At 41.8% G+C, this 24,574-nt stretch carries 25 protein-coding genes; 19 read left to right on the top strand and 6 right to left on the bottom strand.

Annotated elements, in window-relative coordinates:
* Nucleotides 1-534 carry a DUF421 domain-containing protein gene (locus tag ACY8DT_RS00590; protein WP_462421038.1) on the bottom strand — a complete coding sequence of 178 codons (534 nt, stop codon included), beginning with the start codon at nt 532-534 and terminating at the stop codon, nt 1-3.
* Between the two features lie 157 nt (nt 535-691).
* On the opposite strand from ACY8DT_RS00590, the gene ACY8DT_RS00585 reads away from it, so the two are divergent.
* Nucleotides 692-1,015 carry an antibiotic biosynthesis monooxygenase gene (locus ACY8DT_RS00585; RefSeq protein WP_462421037.1) on the top strand — a complete coding sequence of 108 codons (324 nt, stop codon included), beginning with the start codon at nt 692-694 and terminating at the stop codon, nt 1,013-1,015.
* Between the two features lie 313 nt (nt 1,016-1,328).
* Here ACY8DT_RS00585 and ACY8DT_RS00580 read toward each other — a convergent pair whose 3' ends face one another.
* Entirely contained in the window at nt 1,329-2,582 is a 1,254-nt protein-coding gene (locus ACY8DT_RS00580; protein WP_462421036.1) for a BaiN/RdsA family NAD(P)/FAD-dependent oxidoreductase, read from the bottom strand.
* Between the two features lie 78 nt (nt 2,583-2,660).
* Between ACY8DT_RS00580 and ACY8DT_RS00575 the strand changes: the two genes are divergently transcribed.
* The 8 genes from ACY8DT_RS00575 (at nt 2,661) to ACY8DT_RS00540 (ending at nt 11,024) form a co-directional block, all read left to right on the top strand.
* Nucleotides 2,661-4,295 carry a putative polysaccharide biosynthesis protein gene (locus ACY8DT_RS00575; protein ID WP_462421035.1) on the top strand — a complete coding sequence of 545 codons (1,635 nt, stop codon included), beginning with the start codon at nt 2,661-2,663 and terminating at the stop codon, nt 4,293-4,295.
* A complete protein-coding gene (locus ACY8DT_RS00570) occupies nt 4,295-4,990 on the top strand; it encodes a pseudouridine synthase (protein WP_462421034.1) in 696 nt (231 codons plus the stop codon). Before ACY8DT_RS00575 ends, ACY8DT_RS00570 begins: the two co-directional genes overlap by 1 nt.
* A gap of 70 nt (nt 4,991-5,060) precedes the next feature.
* A complete protein-coding gene (locus ACY8DT_RS00565; RefSeq protein WP_462421033.1) occupies nt 5,061-5,672 on the top strand; it encodes a hypothetical protein in 612 nt (203 codons plus the stop codon).
* A gap of 138 nt (nt 5,673-5,810) precedes the next feature.
* Nucleotides 5,811-7,232, top strand: a complete 1,422-nt coding sequence (gene pepV / locus ACY8DT_RS00560) for a dipeptidase PepV (RefSeq protein WP_462421032.1) — start codon at nt 5,811-5,813, stop codon at nt 7,230-7,232.
* Nucleotides 7,222-8,070 (top strand): D-amino-acid transaminase, encoded by an 849-nt coding sequence (gene dat / locus ACY8DT_RS00555; RefSeq protein WP_462421031.1) that lies wholly within the window; start codon nt 7,222-7,224, stop codon nt 8,068-8,070. Before pepV ends, dat begins: the two co-directional genes overlap by 11 nt.
* Before the next feature lie 220 nt (nt 8,071-8,290).
* The gene (locus tag ACY8DT_RS00550; protein ID WP_462421030.1) at nt 8,291-9,082 is read left to right on the top strand and encodes a phosphotransferase; all 792 of its coding nucleotides are present in this window, start codon (nt 8,291-8,293) and stop codon (nt 9,080-9,082) included.
* Nucleotides 9,083-9,106: 24 nt separating this feature from the next.
* Nucleotides 9,107-9,739, top strand: a complete 633-nt coding sequence (gene trmB / locus ACY8DT_RS00545) for a tRNA (guanosine(46)-N7)-methyltransferase TrmB (RefSeq protein WP_462421029.1) — start codon at nt 9,107-9,109, stop codon at nt 9,737-9,739.
* An 82-nt stretch (nt 9,740-9,821) separates the two neighbouring features.
* On the top strand, nt 9,822-11,024 hold the full coding sequence (locus ACY8DT_RS00540; RefSeq protein ID WP_462421028.1) for a MalY/PatB family protein: 1,203 nt from the start codon (nt 9,822-9,824) through the stop codon (nt 11,022-11,024).
* A gap of 19 nt (nt 11,025-11,043) precedes the next feature.
* Here the strand turns inward: ACY8DT_RS00540 and ACY8DT_RS00535 are convergent, their stop codons facing one another.
* Nucleotides 11,044-11,340 (bottom strand): hypothetical protein, encoded by a 297-nt coding sequence (locus ACY8DT_RS00535; protein WP_462421027.1) that lies wholly within the window; start codon nt 11,338-11,340, stop codon nt 11,044-11,046.
* A gap of 67 nt (nt 11,341-11,407) precedes the next feature.
* On the opposite strand from ACY8DT_RS00535, the gene ACY8DT_RS00530 reads away from it, so the two are divergent.
* From ACY8DT_RS00530 to ccpA, 9 genes are all read left to right on the top strand, one after another.
* Nucleotides 11,408-12,487, top strand: a complete 1,080-nt coding sequence (locus ACY8DT_RS00530; protein WP_462421026.1) for a M42 family metallopeptidase — start codon at nt 11,408-11,410, stop codon at nt 12,485-12,487.
* A gap of 17 nt (nt 12,488-12,504) precedes the next feature.
* A complete protein-coding gene (locus ACY8DT_RS00525; protein ID WP_462421025.1) occupies nt 12,505-13,488 on the top strand; it encodes a PTS sugar transporter subunit IIC in 984 nt (327 codons plus the stop codon).
* 30 nt (nt 13,489-13,518) lie between these two features.
* The gene (locus ACY8DT_RS00520) at nt 13,519-14,343 is read left to right on the top strand and encodes a DUF1444 family protein (RefSeq protein WP_462421024.1); all 825 of its coding nucleotides are present in this window, start codon (nt 13,519-13,521) and stop codon (nt 14,341-14,343) included.
* Nucleotides 14,327-14,920: a YtpR family tRNA-binding protein gene (gene ytpR / locus ACY8DT_RS00515; RefSeq protein WP_462421023.1), complete on the top strand. Its 594-nt coding sequence runs from the start codon at nt 14,327-14,329 to the stop codon at nt 14,918-14,920. The genes ACY8DT_RS00520 and ytpR overlap by 17 nt, the downstream gene beginning before the upstream one ends.
* A 10-nt stretch (nt 14,921-14,930) precedes the next feature.
* A complete protein-coding gene (locus ACY8DT_RS00510; protein ID WP_462421022.1) occupies nt 14,931-16,622 on the top strand; it encodes a DNA translocase FtsK in 1,692 nt (563 codons plus the stop codon).
* A gap of 25 nt (nt 16,623-16,647) precedes the next feature.
* Nucleotides 16,648-17,946, top strand: coding sequence for a UDP-N-acetylmuramate--L-alanine ligase (gene murC, locus ACY8DT_RS00505; RefSeq protein ID WP_462421021.1), 1,299 nt, complete (start codon nt 16,648-16,650; stop codon nt 17,944-17,946).
* Between the two features lie 89 nt (nt 17,947-18,035).
* A complete protein-coding gene (locus tag ACY8DT_RS00500; RefSeq protein WP_462421020.1) occupies nt 18,036-18,551 on the top strand; it encodes a DUF948 domain-containing protein in 516 nt (171 codons plus the stop codon).
* Nucleotides 18,552-18,591: 40 nt separating this feature from the next.
* Nucleotides 18,592-19,074, top strand: coding sequence for a YtxH domain-containing protein (locus ACY8DT_RS00495; RefSeq protein WP_462421019.1), 483 nt, complete (start codon nt 18,592-18,594; stop codon nt 19,072-19,074).
* A gap of 142 nt (nt 19,075-19,216) precedes the next feature.
* Complete coding sequence (ccpA, locus tag ACY8DT_RS00490) at nt 19,217-20,209, top strand: catabolite control protein A (protein ID WP_462421018.1); 993 nt, start codon at nt 19,217-19,219, stop codon at nt 20,207-20,209.
* A gap of 45 nt (nt 20,210-20,254) precedes the next feature.
* Here the strand turns inward: ccpA and ACY8DT_RS00485 are convergent, their stop codons facing one another.
* The 3 genes from ACY8DT_RS00485 to ACY8DT_RS00475 form a co-directional block, all read right to left on the bottom strand.
* Nucleotides 20,255-21,319 (bottom strand): acetoin utilization protein AcuC, encoded by a 1,065-nt coding sequence (locus ACY8DT_RS00485; RefSeq protein WP_462421017.1) that lies wholly within the window; start codon nt 21,317-21,319, stop codon nt 20,255-20,257.
* 80 nt (nt 21,320-21,399) lie between these two features.
* Nucleotides 21,400-22,044: a CBS and ACT domain-containing protein gene (locus ACY8DT_RS00480; RefSeq protein WP_462421016.1), complete on the bottom strand. Its 645-nt coding sequence runs from the start codon at nt 22,042-22,044 to the stop codon at nt 21,400-21,402.
* Between the two features lie 17 nt (nt 22,045-22,061).
* The gene (locus tag ACY8DT_RS00475) at nt 22,062-22,694 is read right to left on the bottom strand and encodes a GNAT family N-acetyltransferase (RefSeq protein ID WP_462421015.1); all 633 of its coding nucleotides are present in this window, start codon (nt 22,692-22,694) and stop codon (nt 22,062-22,064) included.
* A gap of 102 nt (nt 22,695-22,796) precedes the next feature.
* Here ACY8DT_RS00475 and acsA point away from each other — a divergent pair, with 102 nt between their 5' ends.
* Nucleotides 22,797-24,509 carry an acetate--CoA ligase gene (acsA, locus tag ACY8DT_RS00470; protein WP_462421014.1) on the top strand — a complete coding sequence of 571 codons (1,713 nt, stop codon included), beginning with the start codon at nt 22,797-22,799 and terminating at the stop codon, nt 24,507-24,509.
* The last annotated feature ends 65 nt before the right edge of the window (nt 24,510-24,574 follow it).

Raw genomic sequence — 24,574 nt, 5'->3', positions numbered from 1 at the left:
TTACTTTTTCACATTTGTCATTATATCCTTATCCTTATCATCTGAATCTTTGTCGCTTTTAGGAATGACAGAAATACTGCCTTCAGACTCCAGAATTACAGCCTTTACATTTTCCAGGTTAGCCGTCCCATTTGCACGGACTGCCTGATGGATTTCAGTTTTATTCAATCTTTCTTTTTTTAGGTTTTTATCTAAAAAATGATCATCATAATATAATAATTTTGGATCAGATTTAATTATTTTATTAAATTTATCACTATAGAGTGTCAGCTTGGTAATGATATATTGCATGACGATCAATATTAAATATGCTGTCATCCCTTGGACGAGGGACACATCTTTAGTCAGGATGATGCTTGCCAATATCGAACCAAGTGCAACCGTAACGATGAAGTCAAAAGCATTCATTTGAGATAATGTGCGTTTGCCGCTGATTCTGATAATGACAACCAGTGAGAGGTATGCGAGCAGGCCGACAATGATTGTGCGCAGAATGACTTCGAAATCACCGATAAACATATTTTGAAAAGACAAAATGATACTCCTTTCCGGTACAACTTATGCTTTTTATAAATTCCTTTATACAGAAAAAGTTAAACCTTTTTAGAATATTGTAACTTTTACAATGATAGTTGACGATGTGATTTATGATATTGTTTTATATAGAACCTTTATGAAAGGATGGATAAGAATGATTAAAGTGGTAAACGCATTAAGCATTAAAAAGGGCCGGATCGATGAAGTGGCAGTAAAGTTTCAGGAACCGAAAGCTGTGCATACATTTGAAGGCTTCGAATGGATGGAAGTATTGAAGAATGAAAACCTTGAGGACCATGACGAGCTTTTGATCTCAACAACATGGAGAGATCATGATGCATTCGAAGCCTGGAGAGACAGCCGTAAAAATAAAAAAGCGCATGAGGCAAAATCCGGAGAAGAAAAAAAGATAGATAATCCGATTATTGACAACGAAATCCGCATTTATGATATTGCCTACCAGCATAAACCGGAATAAAGTCCGACCCCGTCACTCAGCATGAGTGATGGGGTTTGCTGTATGTGTTCTGATATATGCCGCGGCGCTATAAGTTGCAGTCCGGTGGTCATGAGTTATGGCGCGAGCCAGATGAAAGACTGGGTTTCGTGCCATCTGCATGTCTGGAATGGTACGAGTCAGATGAAAAGTAGAGTTTCGTGCCATCTGCATGTCTGGAATGGCACGAGTCAGATGGAAAGTAGGGTTTCGTGTCATCCGCATGTCTGGAATGGTACGAGTCAGGTTGAAAGTAGGATTTCATGCCATCCGGCCCAGCCTTGAGAAGAGAAACTCACTTCAAACCCGCGCTGTGGCCTGCAACATATCCGGTCACGAGGGCGCTGGTAATATTGTAGCCGCCGGTATAGCCGTGGATATCCAGCACTTCTCCGGCAAAATAAAGACCGTCAACCATACGGCTTTCCATCGTCTGGGGTGTTATCTCTTTCAAATTGACACCGCCGCCTGTGACGAAAGCTTTTTCAATGGACTGGGTGCCGTCGACTTTGAAGGTGAATCCTTTGAGAAATTCAACAATCTTATGCTTATTTTCATTTTTAAGATGATGACTGGTCGCGTCGCCGTCGATATCATTATATCCGATCAGAAATTCGGCAAGACGGTCCTGCATCATTCCTTTAAGAATATTTTTAATGGATTTATCAGGGCTGGCTTTTAACAATGCATCCAGTTCTTCCTGCAGAGCACCTTTTTTAACATCTGGATAAAAATCTATCATCATGGAAATATCTTTACGTTTCTGACTTTTCTGCTCTTTGAATATAAATTGGCTGCATCTGAGTGCCGCAGGACCTGAAACGCCGAAGTGTGTGAATATCATATCCATCTGATGTGTGATTCTCGGTTTGCCGTTTTTTCTGAGGACGGACAGGGCAACATTACTCAGGCTCATCCCTTTTAAGGTGCCTTCTTGAATAAAGTTCTCGGAGGAGGTGATGGGCACCTCGGTCGGGAATAACTCTGTAATATTGTGGCCGGCTTCTGTCGCAAATCTGTGGCCGTCTCCAGTGGAGCCGGTGTTCGGTACGCTTTTTCCCCCAGTAGTGATGATCACATTGCCGGCTTTTATAATTTCCCCGTCGTTCAGCTGTACGCCGGTAATTTTACTGTCTTCGATTATTATTTTCTCTACTATAGTATTGTACCGGATTGTCACATCATTATGATCCAGTTCTTTTAAAAAGACATTCAATACATCAATTGCCTTGTTGGTCACCGGGAACATCCGGCCGTGATCCTCTTCCTTAAGGCCGACACCCCGTGCTTGGACGAAGTCTATGATGCTTTCATTATCAAATGTGCTGAAAGGGCCGTACAGGAACTTGCCGTTACCTGGTATATGGCTGATAATCTCTTCGTATGGCAGGCGGTTTGTGACGTTGCAGCGTCCGCCGCCTGATATGAGAAGTTTCTGTCCGAGCTTTTTATTTTTCTCGATAAGTAACACTTTTCTGCCATCTTTTGAGGCAGCATAGCTTGCCATGAGGCCGCTGACGCCGCCGCCTACAACGATTATGTCAAACATAGATTTTCTCCTTTTGGTTTGAAAGTGATGATATTTTGATTATAATGTAGTTTAGTCTAAAATAAGAAGGTTATAAAAATGTCAGATTCAAATAAACTGGTTAGAGGGACATTCTATCTGACTTTGGCGACATTGATCACTAAAGTTTTAGGAATGCTCTACTTGATTCCATTTTACAGTATTATGGGCGGAGAAGAAAACTTAGCCTTATACGGTTATGCTTATACGCCCTACACAATCATGCTTTCAATCGCAGCAGCAGGGGTGCCCGGTGCCGTGTCGAAGTATGTAGCCAAATACAATGCACTGGGTGCATACCAGACGAGTCAGAAACTGTACAAATCCAGTCTGCTCGTAATGATCGCTTCAGGTATACTCGCGTTTCTGGCACTTTATATCGCAGCGCCCTACATAGCTAATCTGCAGACGCTTGCAGCAGGAAGCGGGGAGGGCAGCTGGACGGCGGAAGATATTACCCGCATCATCCGCATTATCGGCATCGCAGTCATCATCATTCCATTCATGGCGACATTCAGGGGTATATTCCAGGGATTCGAATCATTCGGTCCGACGAGTGCCTCATCCGTAGTGGAACAGATCATCAGAATCACAGTGCTCTTGAGCGGTGCCTATATTGTTATCAATGTGCTGGATGGTACAGTTCAGACAGCCAATGAAATCGCCGTATTTGCAGCATTCATCGGTGGAATCGGTGCTATTGCGACTCTGTTCGTCTTCTGGAGAAAGAGGCAGCCTCATATTCAGAAGCTTGTAGAAGCTGACAAAACAGATTACGATTTTTCGTATAGGGAAATGTACGGTGAAATCATACGTTACGGGATTCCATTTATAATAGTAGGAATCAGTATACCCGTGATAATTTTCATCGATCAGCTGACACATAATAACGGTCTTGCGATGGCGGGTGTGCCGGAGCAGTACCATGACAGCTGGTTCGGTATGCTGAATCTTACGACACACAAGCTGATCATGATTCCGACGTCTCTTGCAGCAGCTTTCGCGATTAGCATCCTGCCGTTCATCACTAAAAATTTTCAGAGGAAAGAAATGGACAATGTCCATCATCAAATCAAGATGATGCTTCTGATGCTTCTGTTCTTTACCGTTCCGGCAGCGGTCGGCATGATGATCCTGTCCGCACCACTGTATACATCCTTTTACAGTTACAATGAGATGGGTATTAAAATACTAATATTCTATGCACCAGTCAGCATAATCATTTCACTGTTTTCAATCACATGTTCGATTGTACAGGGGATTGATAAACAGAACCTTACATTATATGTCGTCCTTGCAGTGCTTGCAGTCAAAGTTACAATCAACATTCCACTGATCATGCAGTTCCACACGGTGGGTGCGGTAATGGGCACGGCGATTGCACTTGGTATCGGCGTGGCTTTAAATCTTTGGATTATAAAGAAATATGGAAAATTCCACATCCGTCCACTGATAAAGCCGCTGATGCAGATTGGTTTTTACACTGTAGTCATGCTGTTGTCAGTCGAGGTCGTTTATTTGCTTCTGCTGTTTACTCTTGACGTTGAGAACAAGGTTGATTCAATCATCATACTTGCTGTTACGGTGCCGGTCGGTGCATTCGTTTATATGTTCCTGTCATTCAGAAGCAGGCTGGCTGACGAGATACTGGGTGCCAGAGCAGATAAAATCAGACAGAAGTTGAGGTTTTTATAATGCGATTGGATAAATTTTTGGCTAATGCCGGGATCGGCAGCCGTAAAGAAGTGTCTAAACTGATCAGGGATGGTCAGGTCAAAGTCGAAGATACGGTCATCAATAAACCGAATCACAAAGTTTCATACGACAGTCATATCACCGTCAATGATGAACCAGTGATTTTGGAGGAGTATATTTATCTCATGCTGAATAAGCCGATGGGGGTCATCTCCTCCACTGAAGACGGTCCCACGCAGACTGTGATGGAATTGATAGACCACCCGCAGATAGATGAATTGTTCCCGGTCGGCAGGCTGGACAAGGATACAACGGGTCTCTTGATCATTTCCAATGACGGCAAACTGTCACACAGTCTGCTGAGTCCAAAAAATGAAATCGGAAAAACATATGAAGTCACTTTAAAAGAAGATGTGACTGATGAAGATCTCCTGAAATTAGAAGCGGGTATACCTTTAAAAGATTTCACATCTTCGCCTGCTATTGCCAAAAAGATAGAAGACAGAAAAGTTGAACTGACTATATACGAAGGCAAGTTTCATCAAGTAAAACGCATGTTCATATATTTAAATAATGAAGTGGTAAAGCTGAAACGCATAAAATTTGCTGATCTGCCTCTGGATGAACTGCTTGAAGAAGGAGAAAGCAGATATTTGACTGATGAAGAAGTGAATAGTTTAACACACCTTGTTTAAATCATTTAAGAATGGGTAAACATTTATTAGTAATTACTTCAAAATTAAATTTAAATAGAGGTGTATCAAAATGGGAAGATTGATTAATGGATTAGTTAAACTGGCTGCGATTGTCGGTATTGCAGCAGCAGTTAAAAAGCTCTCTGAAAAAGATAACAGAGATGCAGTGGTAAATGAGTACAACAAGGCAAAAGAAAATCCGAAAGAATATGCTCAGACAGTCCAGGATAAAGTGACTGAGAAAGCTCATGAAGTCCAGGATAAAGCGAAAGAAGAATACTCCAAAGCGAAAGAAGATCCGAAGCAATATGCACAGGATGTCCAATCCAAAGCGACAGAGCAGGCCAAGGGTTATCAAAGTAAGATGACAGAGCAGGCCAAACAGTATCAGGAAAAAGCAAAGACTGAATTCAATAAAGCAAAAGAAGATCCAAAAGGATATGCAGAAAACGTCCAGTCAAAAGTCAAAAAGGACGAGCACGATGTAAAACCTGATGCAGAAGATGGCGGCGGCCACCTGACTACCGATCAGGAAGAGGGCAACTTTGACTCTGAAGGGGGATTCGTCCATCCGGAAGAGAATCCGAATTCAGAAGTCGTCAATGATAAAGGCGATATCAATGATAATCATAATATCCACGTTGTCTATGATGAAGACGACGATGAGAACGATAAGAATTAAATATTCATATACACAGCCGGTTCTTATGGACCGGTTTTTTTATTGTGGAAATTTTTATATAATGTCATGTTTGCTTGTTTTTATACTGAAATATATTTATCATTAAAAATAAATAACTATAAGTAAGGATGAACGGACATGGACTTTCAGGCACTTGTCAATCAGCATAAAGATTCACTGATTGAAGATTTGGTCGGATTACTTGAAATAGAAAGTGTGAAAGGGGACAAAACCGAAAATGCACCTGTCGGAGAGGGGCCGAAAGCTGCTCTGGATTATATGCTCCAACTCGGTAAAAGGGATGGTTTCATAATTAAAGAAGTCGACGGTCTTGCCGGTCATATCGAAACTGGTGAAGGTGATGAGATTTTCGGTGTATTGGGGCACGTTGATGTGGTACCGCCTGGCAGCGGATGGGACAGCAAACCGTTTGATCCTGTCGTTACAGACGATTTCATCACGGCACGCGGTGTTCAGGACGATAAGGGGCCGACGATGGCGGCATATTATGCGTTGAAAATTTTGAAGGAACAGAATGTGGATTTTAAATTGAAAACCCGTCTGATCATCGGTACGGATGAAGAATCGGACTGGGAATGTACGAAAGCCTATTTCGGAAGTGAGGAAATGCCTGCAGCCGGTTTTGCGCCGGACGCTGCATTTCCTCTGATATATGGTGAAAAAGGAATCACCTCTTTCAATATTGTACAGAAGCATACACTTTTGGATGAAGAAGAACCCAATATTGAATTGAAAGTTTTAATTTCCGGTGAAAGGTATAACATGGTGCCTGAGGAAGCGGAAGCAAAACTTAAAGTGATTCAGAATATGACTGAAGTCATCCAGTCATTCGAAGGCTTTTTAAGGAGCACAGGTGCTGAGGGCAGTTATGAAGTCGATAATGGTTTCCTGAATATAAGAATCAAAGGGCAGAGCGCACATGGTTCGACACCGGAAGCCGGAGTGAACGCAGGTTTTATTCTGATTGATTTTCTAAGCACAATGGACTTGGATGATAACGCAATGAATTTTGTGGATTTTGCCAATAAATATATTGTAGGCAACTACAAAGGTGAGAAATTTGGCATGTCCCATGTTCATGAAGAAATGGGCGAAGTCAGTGTCAATACCGGAATGATCAATTATACCGAGGTTGACGGTGCGAGTTTTGGGGTCAATCTGAGATACCCGGAAGGGCTTGATTTCAACAGCAGGATACATGCACTTAAAAGTACGATTTTAAGTCAGGGTTTCACAATCGAAGACATCTCGGATGAACCGCCGCATTATGTAGACCCCGGGGATCCGCTTGTGAAAATCCTTCTGGACAGTTACAGGAATCATGTGGAAGATAAAACTGAACCATTTACAATCGGCGGGGGGACTTATGCAAGAACACTCGAAAGAGGCGTTGCATTCGGTGCAATGTTCCATGACACGAAAGACACGATGCACCAGAAAAATGAATCCATGAAAATTGATGAGTTATTGAAAGCGACTGCAATTTATCTAGAGGCGATTTACAGAATATGTGTAGAAGGTGAAATCAATGAGAATTAGTTATTATAACGGACAGTATATGGATCACGATGAGATGAGTATAAAAAGCGGAGACCGCGCATTTTATTTTGGTGACGGCGTTTATGAAGTCATCCGGATTTATGACGGTAATTTTTTTACTTTTGACGAGCATGTAGACAGACTGCTGCAAAGTGCAGAAGAAATCATGATCAGAGATGTCGACCGCGGAGAAGTGGTGGAAATACTTCACGAAATAAAAAATCGCAACGTTATTCTTAACGGTGCACTTTATATCCAGGTATCGAGAGGAATCGCTCCCCGTGATCACGGTTTTCCGAATATGTCGAAGCCTGTCATCTATGCAAGCATCAGGGAAGCAAAGCGTCCTCTGTCACTGATGAACTCAGGTGTGGAAGCAGTGACTGCTGAAGACTACAGATGGTTGAAGTGCCATGTTAAAAGCCTTAACCTGCTCGCTAACGTCATGGAGAAACAGTATGCTGTGGAAAACGGTGCCAAAGAAACGATTCTCCATCGTGACGGGGTGGTGACTGAAGGGTCTTCAACCAATGTATTCATGGTGAAAAATGAAGTGCTGTTCACCCATCCTGCAAACAATCTGATATTGAACGGCATCACCCGCCGGGTCGTTCTGGAGCTTGCAGAAGAAAACGATATTTCTGTGAGGGAAGAAGGGTTTACAGTGTCCGACATGAGTGAAGCGGATGAAGTGTTCTATACAAGCACAACGCAGGAAATCATCCCGGTCATCAAAGTGGACGGGAGAGGCGTAGGCGACGGTAAGACCGGCCGGGTCACCCAGCAGCTGCAGGAATACTTTAATAAAAAAATCACACAATTAAATTCAGTTAAATAAAGTTAACGGGTGATATTACACTTATATTTTTTAAAGCTTGATGAAGCCTTATAATATGTGACTTTGACGACTGTTTCATTGCTGTTGTCATATAAATTAAAAAATATGAGTCTTGAAATCAAACCGCAAACACTATATTATTTTAATCACGAAACAAAAAAAGGATGCTATTATATGTAGTTATTTCAGCGTCTTTTAAGGACGAAGAGAGGTGTGGAATTTGGAGCATTTCTATCAGCTCGGCTGGACACTGGACCCGGCAGGCGGTGCATCCGGTGAAGCTTATAAAGCGGAACAAGATGGCCGGAAGCTCTTTCTGAAACGCAATGCCAGCCCTTTTATAGCAGCACTATCTGCAGAAGGTATAGTGCCTAAGTTGGTTTGGACGAAACGCATAGAAACGGGAGAGGTCGTAACAGCACAGCATTGGAAGAATGGCCGTGAGCTGACCCATGAAGAGATGTCTTCAAACAGGGTGGCAGCGTTGATGAAGAAAATTCATTCATCAGGACCGTTGTTGACCATGCTTAAGAAAATAGGCATGAAACCGATGTTACCCGACTTATTATTAAATAAAATACAATCTTCATTATCCCCTAAAGTGAATGCACACCACACTGTAAGAAGTGCCATTCAATATTTGGAAAATGAAATCCCTAAATTGGATCAATCATTGAGTACGGTCTGTCACGGTGATGTTAATCACAATAACTGGCTGCTTTCTGATCAGGATGAATTGTTTTTAGTAGATTGGGAAGGTGCAATGATTGCAGATCCCGCAATAGATATCGGTATCATCCTATACACTTATGTTCCAGCAGATAAATGGGATGACTGGCTGGAATCGTACGGCATTGAATATGATAGAGATTTAAGGAAGCGCATGAAGTGGTATACATTGGTCCAGGCAATTACGATGGTGCAATGGTACGAAGACCATAAGCGTTTCAAAGACATGAATGACTGGATACTGTTCTTGAACAATGTTATAAAAAGAGACCGGTTCATCTAGTGGAAAAGTGAATGGAGCAGCAGGATGAGAATTCGTAACAAACCGTGGGCCATGGATTATTTGAATGAAAATGGCCATATCGTGGATACAGAAATGACTTATAAAAATAAAATTAAAGAGTTTTTTGATGTTGATCAGCCTCTTCATATTGAAGTCGGGACGGGTATGGGAACGTTCATTACGGAACTGGCTTCGAGAAACCCCGGTATCAACTACCTCGGCATCGAACTTGACAAAAATATAATTATCAGAGTGGTTGAAAAAATCATTGAACTGGATTTGAAAAACATCAGGCTGGCACTGCTGGATGCAAACTTCCTCAGTGAGTATTTGAATGCGGGTGAAATCTCAAAGATCTACCTCAATTTTTCAGATCCGTGGCCAAAAACAAGGCATGCAAGAAGACGTCTTACTTATCATACTTTCTTAAAGCAGTATCATACTCTTCTGGATGAAGGTGGCAACATGCAGTTTAAAACTGACAACCGTGGTTTATTCGAATACAGTTTAAAGAGCATGAACGATTATGGCATGAAATTCGATGAGATCATTCTTGACCTTCACGATGAAGAGCCAAAAGATAATATACGTACTGAATATGAAGAAAAATTCTCACAGAACGGCAGCAGAATATACTTATTGAAAGCATCTTTTTAAGATGCTTTTTTCTTTGCAATGTAATTATCACTAAAGAATGATAAAATATAATGTGAAGAAATTATACGTGGAGGGGAAGCTTTTGAGCAAGTTCAATTTCGACAAAGAAACGACTAGGGAAGGTACTTACAGCATTCAGTATGAAGGCACGGAACCATTATTCGGACGGACCGGGCTCGCTCCATTCTGGATCGCTGACATGGATATTCAAACACCTGAAGCAATTACGTCAGCAATGAAAAAAAGATTGGATAACGGCATCTTTGGTTATACGATATGGAAGAACTCAAAGTTTTATGGACCTGTCAAACAATGGTGGAAATCCCGATACAATGTGGACCTTACCGACGACATGGTCACTTATGCGCCGTCCGTGCTGTATACGGTGAGTGAGACGGTGCGCCTGAACTCTGACAAGGGCGACGGGGTCATTTTGAATATGCCGACTTACAACGCCTTTTTGAAGGTTCTGAAGGGCAACGATCGTGAAGTGGTATCATGTTCTCTGATAGAAGAGGATGATGAATATACATTCGATTTCGACCACTTTGAAACACTGTGCCAGGCAACTGAAAATAAAGTGTTCATACATTGTAATCCGCATAACCCGACAGGGAAAGTATGGTCAAGAGAAGACCTGCAGAGGATGAAGGATATCTGTCTTGACAATGATGTCTTTTTCATCAGTGATGAAATTCATATGGATTTCGTGAGACCGAAAGAGAAATTCGTTTCCATGGCTGAACTGATGGATGAAGGCGACCCTGTCATTGTAACGACAGGACTCGGAAAGACTTTTAACCTTGCAAGTATACCGCATTCATATTTCATAACTAAAAATGAAGAGCTGAGAAATAAAATCGTCTACGAGTATGATCACCGCTATAACGTAGGGACGGCAAACAGTCTGGTACTGTCGGCGATTGAAGCCGCCTATACGGAGTGCGGCGAGTGGGTGGATGAGCTGAACGATCATCTGGAAGGTAACTTTGATTATATCGAAGAGTATATAAATGAACATCTGTCCGATTATCTGTCATTCAAAAAACCGGAATCAACCTATTTAGCGTGGATCAGCTTTGAGAAATGCGGGATTGAAGATGCTGAGATGCATAAAGCACTGGTGGATATAGGAGGCATTGCAGTATCACCTGGTCATATATACGACGTTTCCGACAACGGGCGTTTCCGTATGAATGTGGCTTCCAGCAGGATGCGCATAGAATCCGGTATGGAACGCATTCATAAAACGATTGAAAAGCTGAAAGAAGACGGCAGGATATAAAAGGGTGAAAAAAAGGAGATTACTGATTAGTAATCTCCATGATTTCACCTGTATAAGCATCAGCCATAAATTGGTACTTGGAAACATCTTCTCCTTCACCAACGTGAACGACGCCGTTGATCACTTTGGATTTCATTCCAAGGAAGTTTCTTTCGTCCGTCTGGTAATCCAGAGAAATGAATGAAACATCATCGAATTGTAAATGTAAACCGTCAATCACCTTTTGTGCATCAACCGTCCGGTATAGAAAGAACCAGATTAATGCCGGTACAGAAGTGATGACTGTAAATAATAAAAATATTCTACGCTTTGACATAAAACTACCTCCTTAAATGTAGTTTACCATATGAAATAAATGAAAATCATCTTAAAGGGGAATTATCATGAATTTATCACAAAAAACTTTGGATAGAATGAAAACATTAACTGAGTTACACGGCGCCCCCGGTTTTGAAGATCTTGTCAGGGAGTATTTAAGAAAAGAATTAGAACCACTTTCTGATGAAATTATCACCGATGGCCTCGGCGGCATTTTTGCCGTTAAGAAAAGCGGTAAAACAAATGCACCAAAAGTAATGATTGCAGCGCATATGGATGAAGTGGGATTCATGGTTACAGAACTCAAAGAGAACGGACTTATAAAATTCGTACCGCTCGGCGGATGGTCAAGCGATGTTTTATTAAGTCAGAAACTAAAATTGCGTACCCGCGACGATAAAGAGATTACGGGCATCGTCGGCAGTGTGCCGATTCATTTCCGTAAAGGCGGTAAAGATAAAAAGACAGAAATTAAAGATATGCTCTTTGATGTCGGCGCGGACAGTGAAGATGAACTGAGAGAGATGGGCATCGAAGCCGGTGACTCAATCGTCCCTGACGTCCAGTTTGAAGTGATGGAAAATGATAAGAAGCTTCTTGCTAAAGCATGGGACAACAGATACGGCTGTCTGATCGCGATAGAAGTACTCGAAACATTGAAAGATATCGATCTTGACTGTGATCTGTACGTGGGTGCAAACGTCCAGGAGGAAGTAGGCTTAAGAGGTGCCAAAGTGAGCAGCAACCTGGTCAAGCCGGATGTGGCATTTGTGGTGGACTGTTCTCCTGCGAACGACATGATGGGCAAGAAAGATGATAAGGGCAAAATCGGCGGAGGCACATTACTTCGCATAATGGACCGTACAATGATATTATCCAGACCTATGAGAGAATATATGATTGATATTGCAGAGAAGAATAATATAAAATACCAGTACTATACTTCCCCGGGCGGTACTGACGCCGGCAGTATACATGTCTCCAACGAAGGTGTCATTTCAGGAGTTGTCGGTATTTGTGCAAGGTATATCCATACTTCACATTCAATCATCGACTATAATGATTATATAGAAGCACACAAGTTTTTATCAGAACTTGTACAGGGTATAGATTCTGAAACCGTTAAAACTTTAAACGGCAACTAAGCAGGCGGGGTAAAATCATGAGAAAATTATTAAGACGCTGGTTCATCGATGGGATGAGCTTCATGGCTTTAGGTTTATTTTCTTCTTTGATCATTGGTCTGATCATGGATACGATAGGGACTTATATCCCGTTTCTGTCATTTATGACTGACATTGGTGCGGTGGCGATGGCACTCACAGGGGCGGCGATAGGGGCAGCAATCAGTTATGGTTTAAAGGCGCCGCCGCTTGTTGTTTTTTCGACAGTTGTAGTCAGCTACGCCGCCTATGAATTTGGCGGTGCGGCCGGAAGTTTCATCGCCAGTATCGCAGCGGTTGAAATCAGCCGTCTGTACAGCGGGAAAACAAAGATAGATATCATTGTCACGCCGCTCTTGACAATTACTGCAGCATATTCAGTCGCTCAGTTTGTAGGGCCGTGGATAGGCAACTTTATGACGGGTGTCGGTGAATTCATCGTCTTTGCGACCGAACAGCAGCCGTTTGTAATGGGCATACTCGTTGCCGTGGTCTTCGGCCTGATGCTGACTGCACCTTTATCCAGCGCGGCGCTTGCCCTGATGCTTGAAATCAGCGGCCTGGCAGCTGGTGCAGCAGTCATCGGCTGCTGCTGCCATATGGTAGGCTTCGCTGTGCAGGGCTACAGAGACAATGGTATATCCGGTCTGATTTCAATCGGTGTCGGCACATCGATGCTGCAGGTACCGAATATATTTTTAAACCCATTTATCGTTATTCCGCCTACGCTGGCCAGTGCAATCATCGCACCGATAATGACCGTATTTTTCCCAATGGAAAACAATGCGGCTGGTGCAGGTATGGGAACGAGTGGTTTTGTCGGTCAGATAATGGCAATTGAAACGATGGGAATGTCAGTCGAAGTGGTTGTTCTGATTCTTGTATTCCACATCATTTTACCGGCAGTGGTCACATACTTGATTTATATTCTGATGAAACAGCTTGGAATGATCAAAGATGGCGACCAGATTATACAGCATTAAAATAAGCAGAAACTTAATGGAGGCATTCTAATGAATGTTTTTAAACTGAAAGATTTAATTTTAGAAAAACTGAATATAAAACGTGACGATTTTGATTTTAAATTCAACAGGAAAGATGAAGAACTCAGAATCGAGCGAAAAGACAATAAAAAAGGTGTCGATATAGAACTTGCCAAAGCGGCTCAAAAAGCAAAGAACGATGATAAATTCGTTGATGAAATCATCTACTATATCGATGAAACATTAACACGCATGGCAGATGAACCAGTCGACCTGGACCAGTCCATGATCTATCCGGTCGTCAGAGCGACAAGCTTCCATGAAGAGACTAAAAGCGGATTGAAATTCATCATGGATGAACATACGAATGAAACTCGGATCTACTATGCAATGGACTTTAAAAACAGCTATCGGCTGATCGATGAAAAATTTGCTGAATCATTCGGCATGAGCCACGAAGATATCAGAGTCCTTGCGTACAATAACCTGGACAATCTGAAAATAGATTATAAAAAACAGACGGTTCAGGAAAATGACTTTTATTTCGTCAATCATAACGATGGCTATGATGCATCAAGAATCCTTAATGAACAGTTTTTAAACGATATGCATGAAATATGTGAAGGTGAAATGATGGTCGGCCTTCCGCACCAGGATGTACTGATCGTTGCGGATGTCAAAAATGAAGTGGGCTATGATATTATGGCCCAGATGATGATGCAGTACTTTGCAGAAGGGTTGACACCGATCACTTCATTGTCGTTTTCATACAGAGACAAGAGATTGCAGCCGGTTTTCATTCTCGGCAAACAAAAGAATACAAAAAGAGGGAATATAGATGAAACTGACTTATAATAATAATCATGTTGGCGATGTATTGCTGGTATCTTTAAAAAGTGCGAAATCTCCTTCCTACACACACCATGATGGTGTCACTGTAATCAAGGATAATGATGAAATTATTGGAATGAATATATTCAATGCTTCGGATAAATTTGATCTGGAAAAAGATGTTGTCAATGTGACACCTACAGAATCGCATGTCGATAAGATAAATGAAATTTTAACGGCATCAGGAGAAGTGCAGATCGAAGCGGATCTGAGTCCTAAGTTTGTAGTAGGGTACGTTTCTGAAAAATCACAGCATCCGGATGCGGACAAACTCAATGTCTGTCAGGTGGATATCGGAGACGACAGTCTGAAGATCGTCTGCGGTGCACCGAATGTTGATGCCGGGCAAAAAGTGGTCGTTGCACAAGTGGGCGCGTGGATGCCTGACGGAATGTACATTAAACCGTCCAAGTTAAGAGGCGTTGAATCAAATGGTATGATCTGTTCTAAAAAAGAATTGAATCTGGAAGATGATGGAATTGACGGGATTTATGTATTAGACGATGACTATGAAGTTGGTCAATCATTTGCAGTGAATTAAGGGTGGGACTATGGCTAGATCAAGGAAAAGAAGAGAATTTAAACCTGTGGATGCAGAAGAAAAGCTGACAGAAGAGCGCTTTAGATTTCCGCTTGATATAGACGATGATATTAAAAGCCAGCCGGTTGAAAAAGATGTTGGTGAAAAATCCGGAGGCTTCATCAGAAGAGATAAAAGGCGCCGGCCGCATCAATCGACGAATTTACCTGATAATGATAAATCGAGTTTCATCTTGAAAAAGGCGAGGGTCATCCCGTCGCCTGTTCATGGTTTGAAAAAGTATGACCTTGAAAAGAAAGAAGAGCCGTTACAAGAATTATCCGAAAATCAGGATGAGACAAACTACGATGATATACAGTCCGTCATCATCCGGGATATTGTAAGGGAAAGAAATCGTAAAAAGCATCGTGAAAATGTCAAAAGAAAAGCAGAGATGAAAAGAAGGAAAGAGGAAGCCGATTCCAAAAGTTCTCAAAATATAAAATCGGCCGTCAAACCTCTGACCAAAAAGAAAAAATCCTTGAAGGAAGAGAAAATTCCAACACACACGATGGGTACGCCCGTCAAGATGAAGCCATCAGCAGCTGAAAAACGTTCCGGGCCGACTTTGAGCCTGCCTTCGCTCAATATGCTCGGAAAGATGCAGGCTTCGGACTATGCAGTTGAAGAAAAAGACCTCAGCGAAGCAATCATTCAAGGATTCAATGCAAATGGCATACCTGCAAGTGTCAATGATTATAAATCGAACGGCATCATCGGCACGCACGAGCTGAGATTAAACCGGAATTTCCGCATCAGCAATATTTCGAAGCTTAAAACTCATCTGCTGCCTTATTTGCCTGTGGATGAAATGCGTGTCGTTGCACCGATAATCGGAACGAGCCATATCGGTGTGGAAATTCCGCTCAGGGAACCGAGGCCCATTTACTTCAGCACGCTATTTCAAAAGAGTAGTTTGAAGTTAAGAAAAAATGATTATAAATTCATTTTGGGTAAAATCGTGGATGACCAAATTTTCAGCTATGAGCTGCCTAAAGCAGGCCATCTGCTCGTTTACGGTGGAAAAAATGATGAGGCGGCTCATTTAATCGACAATTTCATCATTTCGATGCTGATGAATCACACTTCCCATGATTTAAAATTAAAGTTTGTTACAAGCAATGATATGTATGATGATTATAAGCAGTTGAATTACCTGTTTTCTGAACATGATACAATCAAGTCAACTGATGCCCTGGAAGATATTTTGCAGGAAGTCAATTCCAGGTCAAATCAATTCAGACGCGCACATGTACGAAATATATCCAGTTTCAATCAGCGTGTCAGCCACGCAAATAAAAAAAGTGTTATAGTAGTTGTTATTGATGACTTCAGTGAGCTTATTCAGAGTAATAACCATGAAGGGGTAAACGCAGTTGTGCAGATTCTGAAGAAGGGCAAACCGCTGGGCATCCATCTGCTGATCAGGCATGGTGATCCTGCTGCTAAAATAGGATATGAACTGCTGCAGCTTCTGCAGACTAAAGTCTCTTTCAAAGATGACAGAAATCAAGTGATAAAAGGGTCGGACAGCTTGGTGGAAGGCAATGACATGCTGGTTCAGATTCCAACATCCAATAAGCCCCTCAGAGTCAACAGGGGAGAAATAGAAAAAGAAACCAAGGATAAAGTTTTAGCGTTCATACGTGAGCAACAACCTTAATATATTGAGAAAGTTTGGTGTCGCTGTGGAAAAATTTCATTTTATTGGTATAAAGGGCGCCGGGATGAGTGCGCTTGCTCAAGTGCTGCATGACCTGGGTCATGTCGTTCGGGGATCTGACATTGACAAGGAAGTTTTTACGGAATTCCAGTTGAGAGACAAAGGAATAGATATCCTGTCTTTTGATGAGAGCAATGTCGAAGAGGGCTATACTTATATTGCAGGAAATGCATTTAAAGACGATCATATCGAGATTAAGAAAGCTAAGGACAACAATTTCAAAGTCATAAGATATCATAAATTCCTGGCTGAATTCATGAGCCGTTTCACTTCTATAGCAGTCACGGGAGCACATGGCAAGACTTCTACGACTGGACTGCTCAGCCATGTGATGAACGGTGATGTGGAAACCACTTTCTTAATCGGTGACGGGACAGGGCTCGGTATGAAAAACAGCGATTATTTCACATTTGAATCCTGTGAATATAAAAGACATTTTCTAAGCTATCATCCTGACTATGCAATCATAACAAACATTGATTTCGATCATCCGGATTACTTTAATGATCTGGATGACGTCGTCGATGCTTTCAATGACATGGCATCTCAAGTTAAAAAAGCTGTCGTCGCATTCGGCGGAGATGAAAATACCAATAAGATCCAAGTGGAGGTACCTCTTTACACATATGGAATTGAAGGCGACTATGATGTCATTGCATCCAATATAAGAACGACTGAAAAAGGTACAGAATTTGAAGTGACGATCGGTGAGGACTATAAGGATGCGTTCGTGATTCCCATGTATGGAGACCACCATGTATTAAACTCATTATCAGTCATTGCGGTATGTCATTTGGAATCATTGAATATGAATAACATTAAAGAAGCATTTCTTACATTCGGAGGAGTGAAGCGCCGTTTCAGCGAAACTTATATCAATGATATGGTTCTTGTCGACGACTATGCCCATCATCCGAAAGAAATCAAAGCGACGCTCGAAACAGCACGCAAAAAATACCCGGACAGAGAAATAGTGTCAGTCTTCCAACCGCATACTTTTTCAAGGACGGAAAAATTTTTAAATGAATTTGCAGAAGCACTGAATGAATCTGATAAGACATATATCGTAGATATATTCGGATCGGCAAGAGAATCTGCGGGCAACTTATCCAGTGCGGATCTGAGTGACCTGATACCCGGCGCCACCGTCTTGAACGATGACGATTTAGAATTGTTGAACGACCATGAAAATGCGGTGATTATATTTATGGGTGCAGGGGATATTCAAAAATATGAAAAAAGATTTACTGAATTATTATCATAATTTGTAATAATTATGTTTACTGATGGCCGAATTAGGCTATTTTAAATAATGAATAAAAAATTGTCAAAAGAAGATGGAGGCGTTTGATTATGGATTGGCAGCTTATATTAGCTATTGCTGCAGGTATAGCGGCAATTGCTCTATTAATTGTTGCGATTGCAGTTGCTTATGTATTATTACCTGTTAAAAAGAATTTAGATCATATTGCAAAAACACTGGATGGTGTAGAAGGTCAAATTCAAGGTATCACAAGAGAATCTACAGATTTACTTCATAAAGCAAACCGCTTAACTGAAGATATTCAGGGTAAATCACAAAAACTGAATTCAGTTGTAGATGCAGTACAGGGTATGGGTGATTCAGTCAACAATCTGAATAGTTCAGTGGACAGAGTGACAAACTCTATCACTCATAACATTTCACAAAATGAAGATAAGATATCACAAGTTGTTCAATGGTCCAACGTTGCAATGGAAGTTGCAGATAAATGGCAGATGAGACAACGACGCAACAAAGGTTATAACACGAATCCCCAGTCTCAGTCAGAGAACAGTGAGAACTTACCTGTAGCAGTCAACTCACCTTCAACAGATGAGGACCGCTAATTGTCACTGTTTAAAACCGAAGAGGAGGTCTTTATAAATTATGGAAACTTATAATAGAGATCGCCATTTACACGGTGTAGAGGAATATGAACAGCAAATCCACAGCACCACCGGCCGTGACTTTACAATCGGTCTTGTGCTCGGGCTTGCAGTCGGTACAATCGGAGGATTGTTCCTGGCACCGAAATCTGGTGATGCGTTAAGAGATGACATCTCAGACACAACGAACAAAGTCACTCAAACTTTCAACTCGAAAGAGAACGGCGGAATTGATAGTGAATCACTGAAAGCTAAAGCTGAACAGAAAACTGAAGAGTTACGTTCAAAAATTGAAGCTAAAAAGGATGAAGCCGTAGCGAAGAAAAGTGAATTAGAAGAAAAACAGCGCATCAAGAATATTGATGAAGAACAGATTCAGGCCCAAAAGAGAGCGATACAGGATGATGTAGCCGATGAGGGTGCCGAGGACCCGAGATCGGTGGACATGTCCAAGTATGCTGAAGAAGGTAAAGATGATAAATAACACGACTTAACCACATGCACTGCATGTGGTTAATTTTTTTATGTGATTATTACAACAATCAGCATAATTAAGATGCAATTACTGTAACGTTCATGTTATTATTAAAAACAAACGCTTACATATTTATTCAGGAGGTGTACATATGACAGTAACTATTTATGATGTAGCACGTGAAGCAAAAGTTTCCATGGCTACAGTATCCCGGGTGCTTAACGGTAACCCGAACGTTAAACCGGAAACAAGGAAAAAAGTTAAAGAAGTCATTAAAAGATTAAATTACAGGCCTAACGCTGTTGCTCGCGGTCTGGCGAGTAAAAAGACGACAACGGTAGGCGTTATCATACCGGATATATCCAATTTGTATTATTCATCTTTGGCAAGAGGGCTGGATGACATTGCTGAAATGTATAACTATCAGACGATCATTGCAAACACGGACAATGATCCGGAAAAAGAGAGAAATTCATTTTTGAACCTGATCAGCAAGCAGGTGGACGGTATAGTCTTCCTCGGGGGTACGCTCAATGAGGAAACGATCGAAGATATCAAAGGGTCGAATGTACCGGTCGTCATATGTGGAACAAGTGAGAAGGATGCCAACTTGCCGTCGGTGAATATCGATTATTTTAAAGCGATTAAAGAGATTTCGAATCATCTGTTTGAAAGCGGAGCGAAAGATATCTTCTTCATCAAAGCCCTTTATTCCCAGCAGCTTGAACGTCATATTGAAGACGGGCTGAAAGAAGCATACAAAGAAAACGATATACCTTTCAAAGAGGAGTACATTCAGGAAGTGGCGACTCACTATCACGCAGGAAGAGATGTATTTGACCGTCTGCTCGACGAGGAGAATGTTGATGTTCTTATCACTATGAGTGATGAAGCGGCTGTAGGGATGCTGCACGGCGCTTTAGACCGCGGTATCAGCTTTCCTAACAAGTTACAGCTCGTAAGCTGCAGCAACACGAATCTCGTGCATATGATGCGCCCTCCTGTTACGAGTATCGCAATACCTCTGTATGATATCGGAGCAGTCGGCATGAGGTTGCTGACGAAGTATATGAAAGATGAGCCGGTGGATGAGCCAAACGTGATTCTGCCTTATATCATCGAGTACAGATCATCAACAAAATGATAAAAACCTCTGGTTGGAGTGAATAATACTCCGGTCAGAGGTTTTTTATATTTGGTCCAGATACATCAGTATTCTCTGGAGCATGCCTTCATTTTTTTCAGTAATATCATTCTTTCTCGGTATTTCCTGAAAATCGCTTAAATCATCCTCCCATATTGTCGGGAAATCGACCTTGCTTTTACTTTGATACTTTTCAAGGAAAGTATCGGGTAGAGCACCTCGCGGTGGCTTCTCACCGTTCATTGCAAGCCATATCTGCGCCCACATTCTCGGCACGACCTGCCATATATTGTAGCCTCCGCCGCCGACAGCAATCCATTTGCCTTCCGTATATTCGTCGCTGAGACGATTGACGATTCTCGGTATCTCTTCGTATGATTTTGAAGTAAGGGCCAGATGTGTCATCGGATCTCTGTAATGGGCATCGACACCGTTTTGACTCAACAAGATGTCCGGCTTGAACTTGATGATCGCCTTTTCCAGGCTTTCCTGAAAAACACTTAAAAATGATTCATCTTCTGTAAAAGCATCGATGGGCAGATTTACAGAAAAACCAAATCCTGTGTCATCGCCTCTTTCAGTGGTGGAGCCGGTACCCGGAAATAGATATCTTCCGGTTTCGTGTATCGAGTATGTCATCACTTCATTGGTGTTATAGAATGAAAATTGTACACCGTCCCCATGGTGGGCGTCGGTATCAATATAAAGGACTTTCTGGCCGTAGTTCTTTCTCATGTATTCGATGGCGACCGACGAATCATTATAAATGCAGAACCCGCTTGCCCGGCCGGTGAATCCATGGTGAAGGCCGCCGGCAAGACTCAGAACCTTCTTCGCATTGCCTTTCATCACTTCATCAACAGCGGTGAGTGTCGCACCGACCAGCATTTTACTTTTTTCATGCATATCATCGAAAGTTGGGGTGTCATCGCTCGCCAGGCCGTAGCTTTCCATCCGGGACTCGGGGAGTGTGCCTTCACCCGCTTTTTTAACTGCTTCAACATAATCTGGCTGATGAACGAGCAATAATTCTTCGTCAGTCGCCTTTCTCGGTTTGATGATATCTTCTTTTGTCAAAAATCCTGATGAGGACAGTAAATCAGTTGTCATTTTAACTCTCATTTGATTAAAGGGGTGTTGATCATTGAATCTGTATTCAAGCAATGATTTATCATAAACATATAATGGCTTCATCTCAAACCCATTTTGTCAGGGGTCAGCACATTGAACCCCTGCTCCTGTAGTTTCTGTATCGCAAATTTTGGATTCATCGCCTGAACGCGTAATACAATGATCTTATTCCCTTTAGTTTCCTTATTCTTGTAAACTGACACACTGATTATTCTTATGTTCAGATTTTTGAACACTTTGCCTATTTCATAAATGACACCTGTCTTGTCCTCGATATCAATTTCAATAATTGAACCGGGTTCTTTTATGCCGGTCAGTTCCAGAAAAGTATTCAACATATCTTTCTGGGTGACGATACCCACGATTTTACCTTCTCTTACAACCGGTATGGCACCAATCGCAAAATGATAGAAATCCAGTGCAATTTCTTCGACAAAGTCCAATGGATGACAATAAGTCACGTTCGTCCTCATTATTCTGGATAAAGGTTTTCCCAGGTTCATGCCGGGATCTTCGTCTGACAAGACGGACGGCAGCGTCATTTTGATATCTCTGTCAGAAACGATACCGACTAATTTCTCATCCTCATTGGTGAGGGGCACATGTCTGAATGAATACCGGCTCATCATGTTGAGGGCCTCTTCAATTGTGTTTTCCGGGGACAGAGTCCGGACAGGCGATGTCATGATTCTCTCTACTAACATTTAATATCCTCCTAGCATTAAAAAAAGAAGCGGTCTTTAAAACGGATTTTATCGAATTCCATCATTTGCTGCCTCTTTATATTTTTTCCAATTCTTGCCATAAGCGTATTTGCAGGGTGGGCCGTGATTTCCGGATCATTTGTCTGAAACACTTCAAATCCTGCACTTGCCATCAACTTGATCATAATATCTTTATATTCATAAACGCTGAGACTGTTATTTTTCAAATCCCAATGCCAATAGTATTCAGTTGTGATTATAATGTAGTTCTCCACGAATGGATCTTCCATTGTAAGCTGGATCAGTTTTTTTCCTATACCGCCGCTGCGGTAGCCTAAAGCAATCTCTACCGCACCGAGTTCAATGAGGTAGGGCAGATTGCCGTCTGACCATCGTTCAAGCTCGTCAGGGTAGTGATAGGTCACATATCCGATTATATGGCTCCCATCACGCGCTATTATGATTCTGCCCTCATCGAGATCAGCAATCTCCAATATTGCCTCAAACTGATCTTTTGGAATTCTGAAAGCATCTAAACCGTCATCAAAGCTGTATGTCTTCAAAATGTCGCTGGATACAGGTCCTTCGATAATTATTTCCCGGTCATTTATAGTGAGGATTTCCTGATGATAAATCTTTTGGTGCTTCACAAATCACACCTCCTGATTAATAAGATTTAAAAATTTTGAAAAGTACGTTAATATTATTATATACTATCATTAGAAATGAGAAAACTTATAGGGGGATTTAAGATGAAAGTAGAACTTTACGAAGCAACAGATCAAAATCCAAATCTGAATGATTACAATGAAGTTTATGAAAATTTCAAATGGGATGAGATTGAAAAGCATTTTTCATGGTCTGAAACAAATAAATTCAATATGGCTTATGAATGCATTGATAAGCATGTTGAAGATGGTTATGGAGATAAAAGAGCTTTTATTTACAAAAATGGAGAGGGAAATGCTACATATACATTCAAAGATATGAAGGCTGCCTCCAATAAAGCTGCGAATGTACTTAAAAATGAAGCGGGTGTAGAAAAAGGTGACCGTGTGTTCATTTTCATGTCACGCTCTCCTGAATTATACTTCAGCTTACTCGGTACTTTGAAAATCGGTGCGATTGTCGGACCTTTATTCGAAGCTTTTATGGAAAAAGCAGTTAAAGACAGAATGGACAACAGCGATGCGAAAGTGATTGTCACTACGCCGGAATTGGTCGGACGTATTCCGGTAGATGACCTGCCTAATCTTGAAAAGGTTGTCATAGTCGGTGGTACTGACAATGCTGATCATATAGATTTCGATGCTGCTTTCGAAAAAGCATCTGAAGACTTTGAAATAGAATGGCTGGATAAGGAAGATGGCATGATTCTTCACTATACAAGCGGTTCAACAGGTCAGCCTAAAGGGGTCCTTCATGTACAGTATGCGATGGTTCAACAGTACATTACGGGTAAATATGTGCTTGACCTGAAAGAAGATGATGTATACTGGTGTACTGCAGACCCGGGCTGGGTGACAGGTACATCTTACGGCATATTCGCTCCATGGCTGAACCGTGCGACGAATGTGGTCGTGGGGGGCAGGTTCTCTCCTGAATCATGGTACGGTGCAATCGAAGAGCTTAAAGTCACAATCTGGTACAGTGCCCCGACAGCGCTCCGTATGCTTATGGGTGCAGGGGACGAAGTACTTAAACAATATGATTTAAGTTCACTCCGCCACGTATTGTCTGTCGGGGAACCGTTGAACCCCGAAGTGGTCAAGTGGGGCATGGATGTTCTTAACTTGAGAATCCATGATACTTGGTGGATGACTGAAACTGGTGCACACATGATTACGAACTTCCCGTCCATGGATATCAAAGCAGGTTCGATGGGCAAACCTGTACCGGGCGTTGAAGCGGCAATCATCGATGATGCGGGCAATGAACTGCCGGCTAACAGAATGGGTAACCTGGGCCTTAAGATAGGCTGGCCTGCCATGATGAGGGAAGTATGGAAGAACAAACCTAAGTACGATTCTTATTTCATTGGTGAATGGTATGTATCCGGTGACTCGGCTTATAAAGATGAAGAAGGATATTACTGGTTCCAGGGCAGAGTGGATGATGTAATAATGACTGCCGGTGAAAGAGTCGGACCTTTCGAAATCGAATCGAAGCTTGTCGAACACCCTGCAGTACAGGAAGCCGGAGTCATCGGGAAGCCCGACCCGGTCAGAGGTGAAATCGTCAAAGCATTCATCGCTCTAAGAGAAGAGTATGACGAATCAGATGAGTTGAAGGAAGAGATCAGAGTATTTGTAAAAGAAGGACTCGCCGCACATGCTGCGCCGAGAGAAATCGAATTCAAGGATAAACTGCCAAAAACTCGCAGTGGTAAAATCATGCGCCGTGTCCTGAAGGCATGGGAACTGAATTTAGATGCCGGAGACCTCTCCAGTATGGATGATGATTAATATTGTATATTTAAAACTCCCTTTATTTTGAGGGAGTTTATTTTTATGTCAAAAGAAGGCAATAT

This window comes from Salinicoccus sp. Marseille-QA3875 (genome assembly GCF_054950095.1).
Note: the sequence above shows the minus strand (reverse complement) of the source record. Positions and strands in the feature narration are given on the sequence as shown.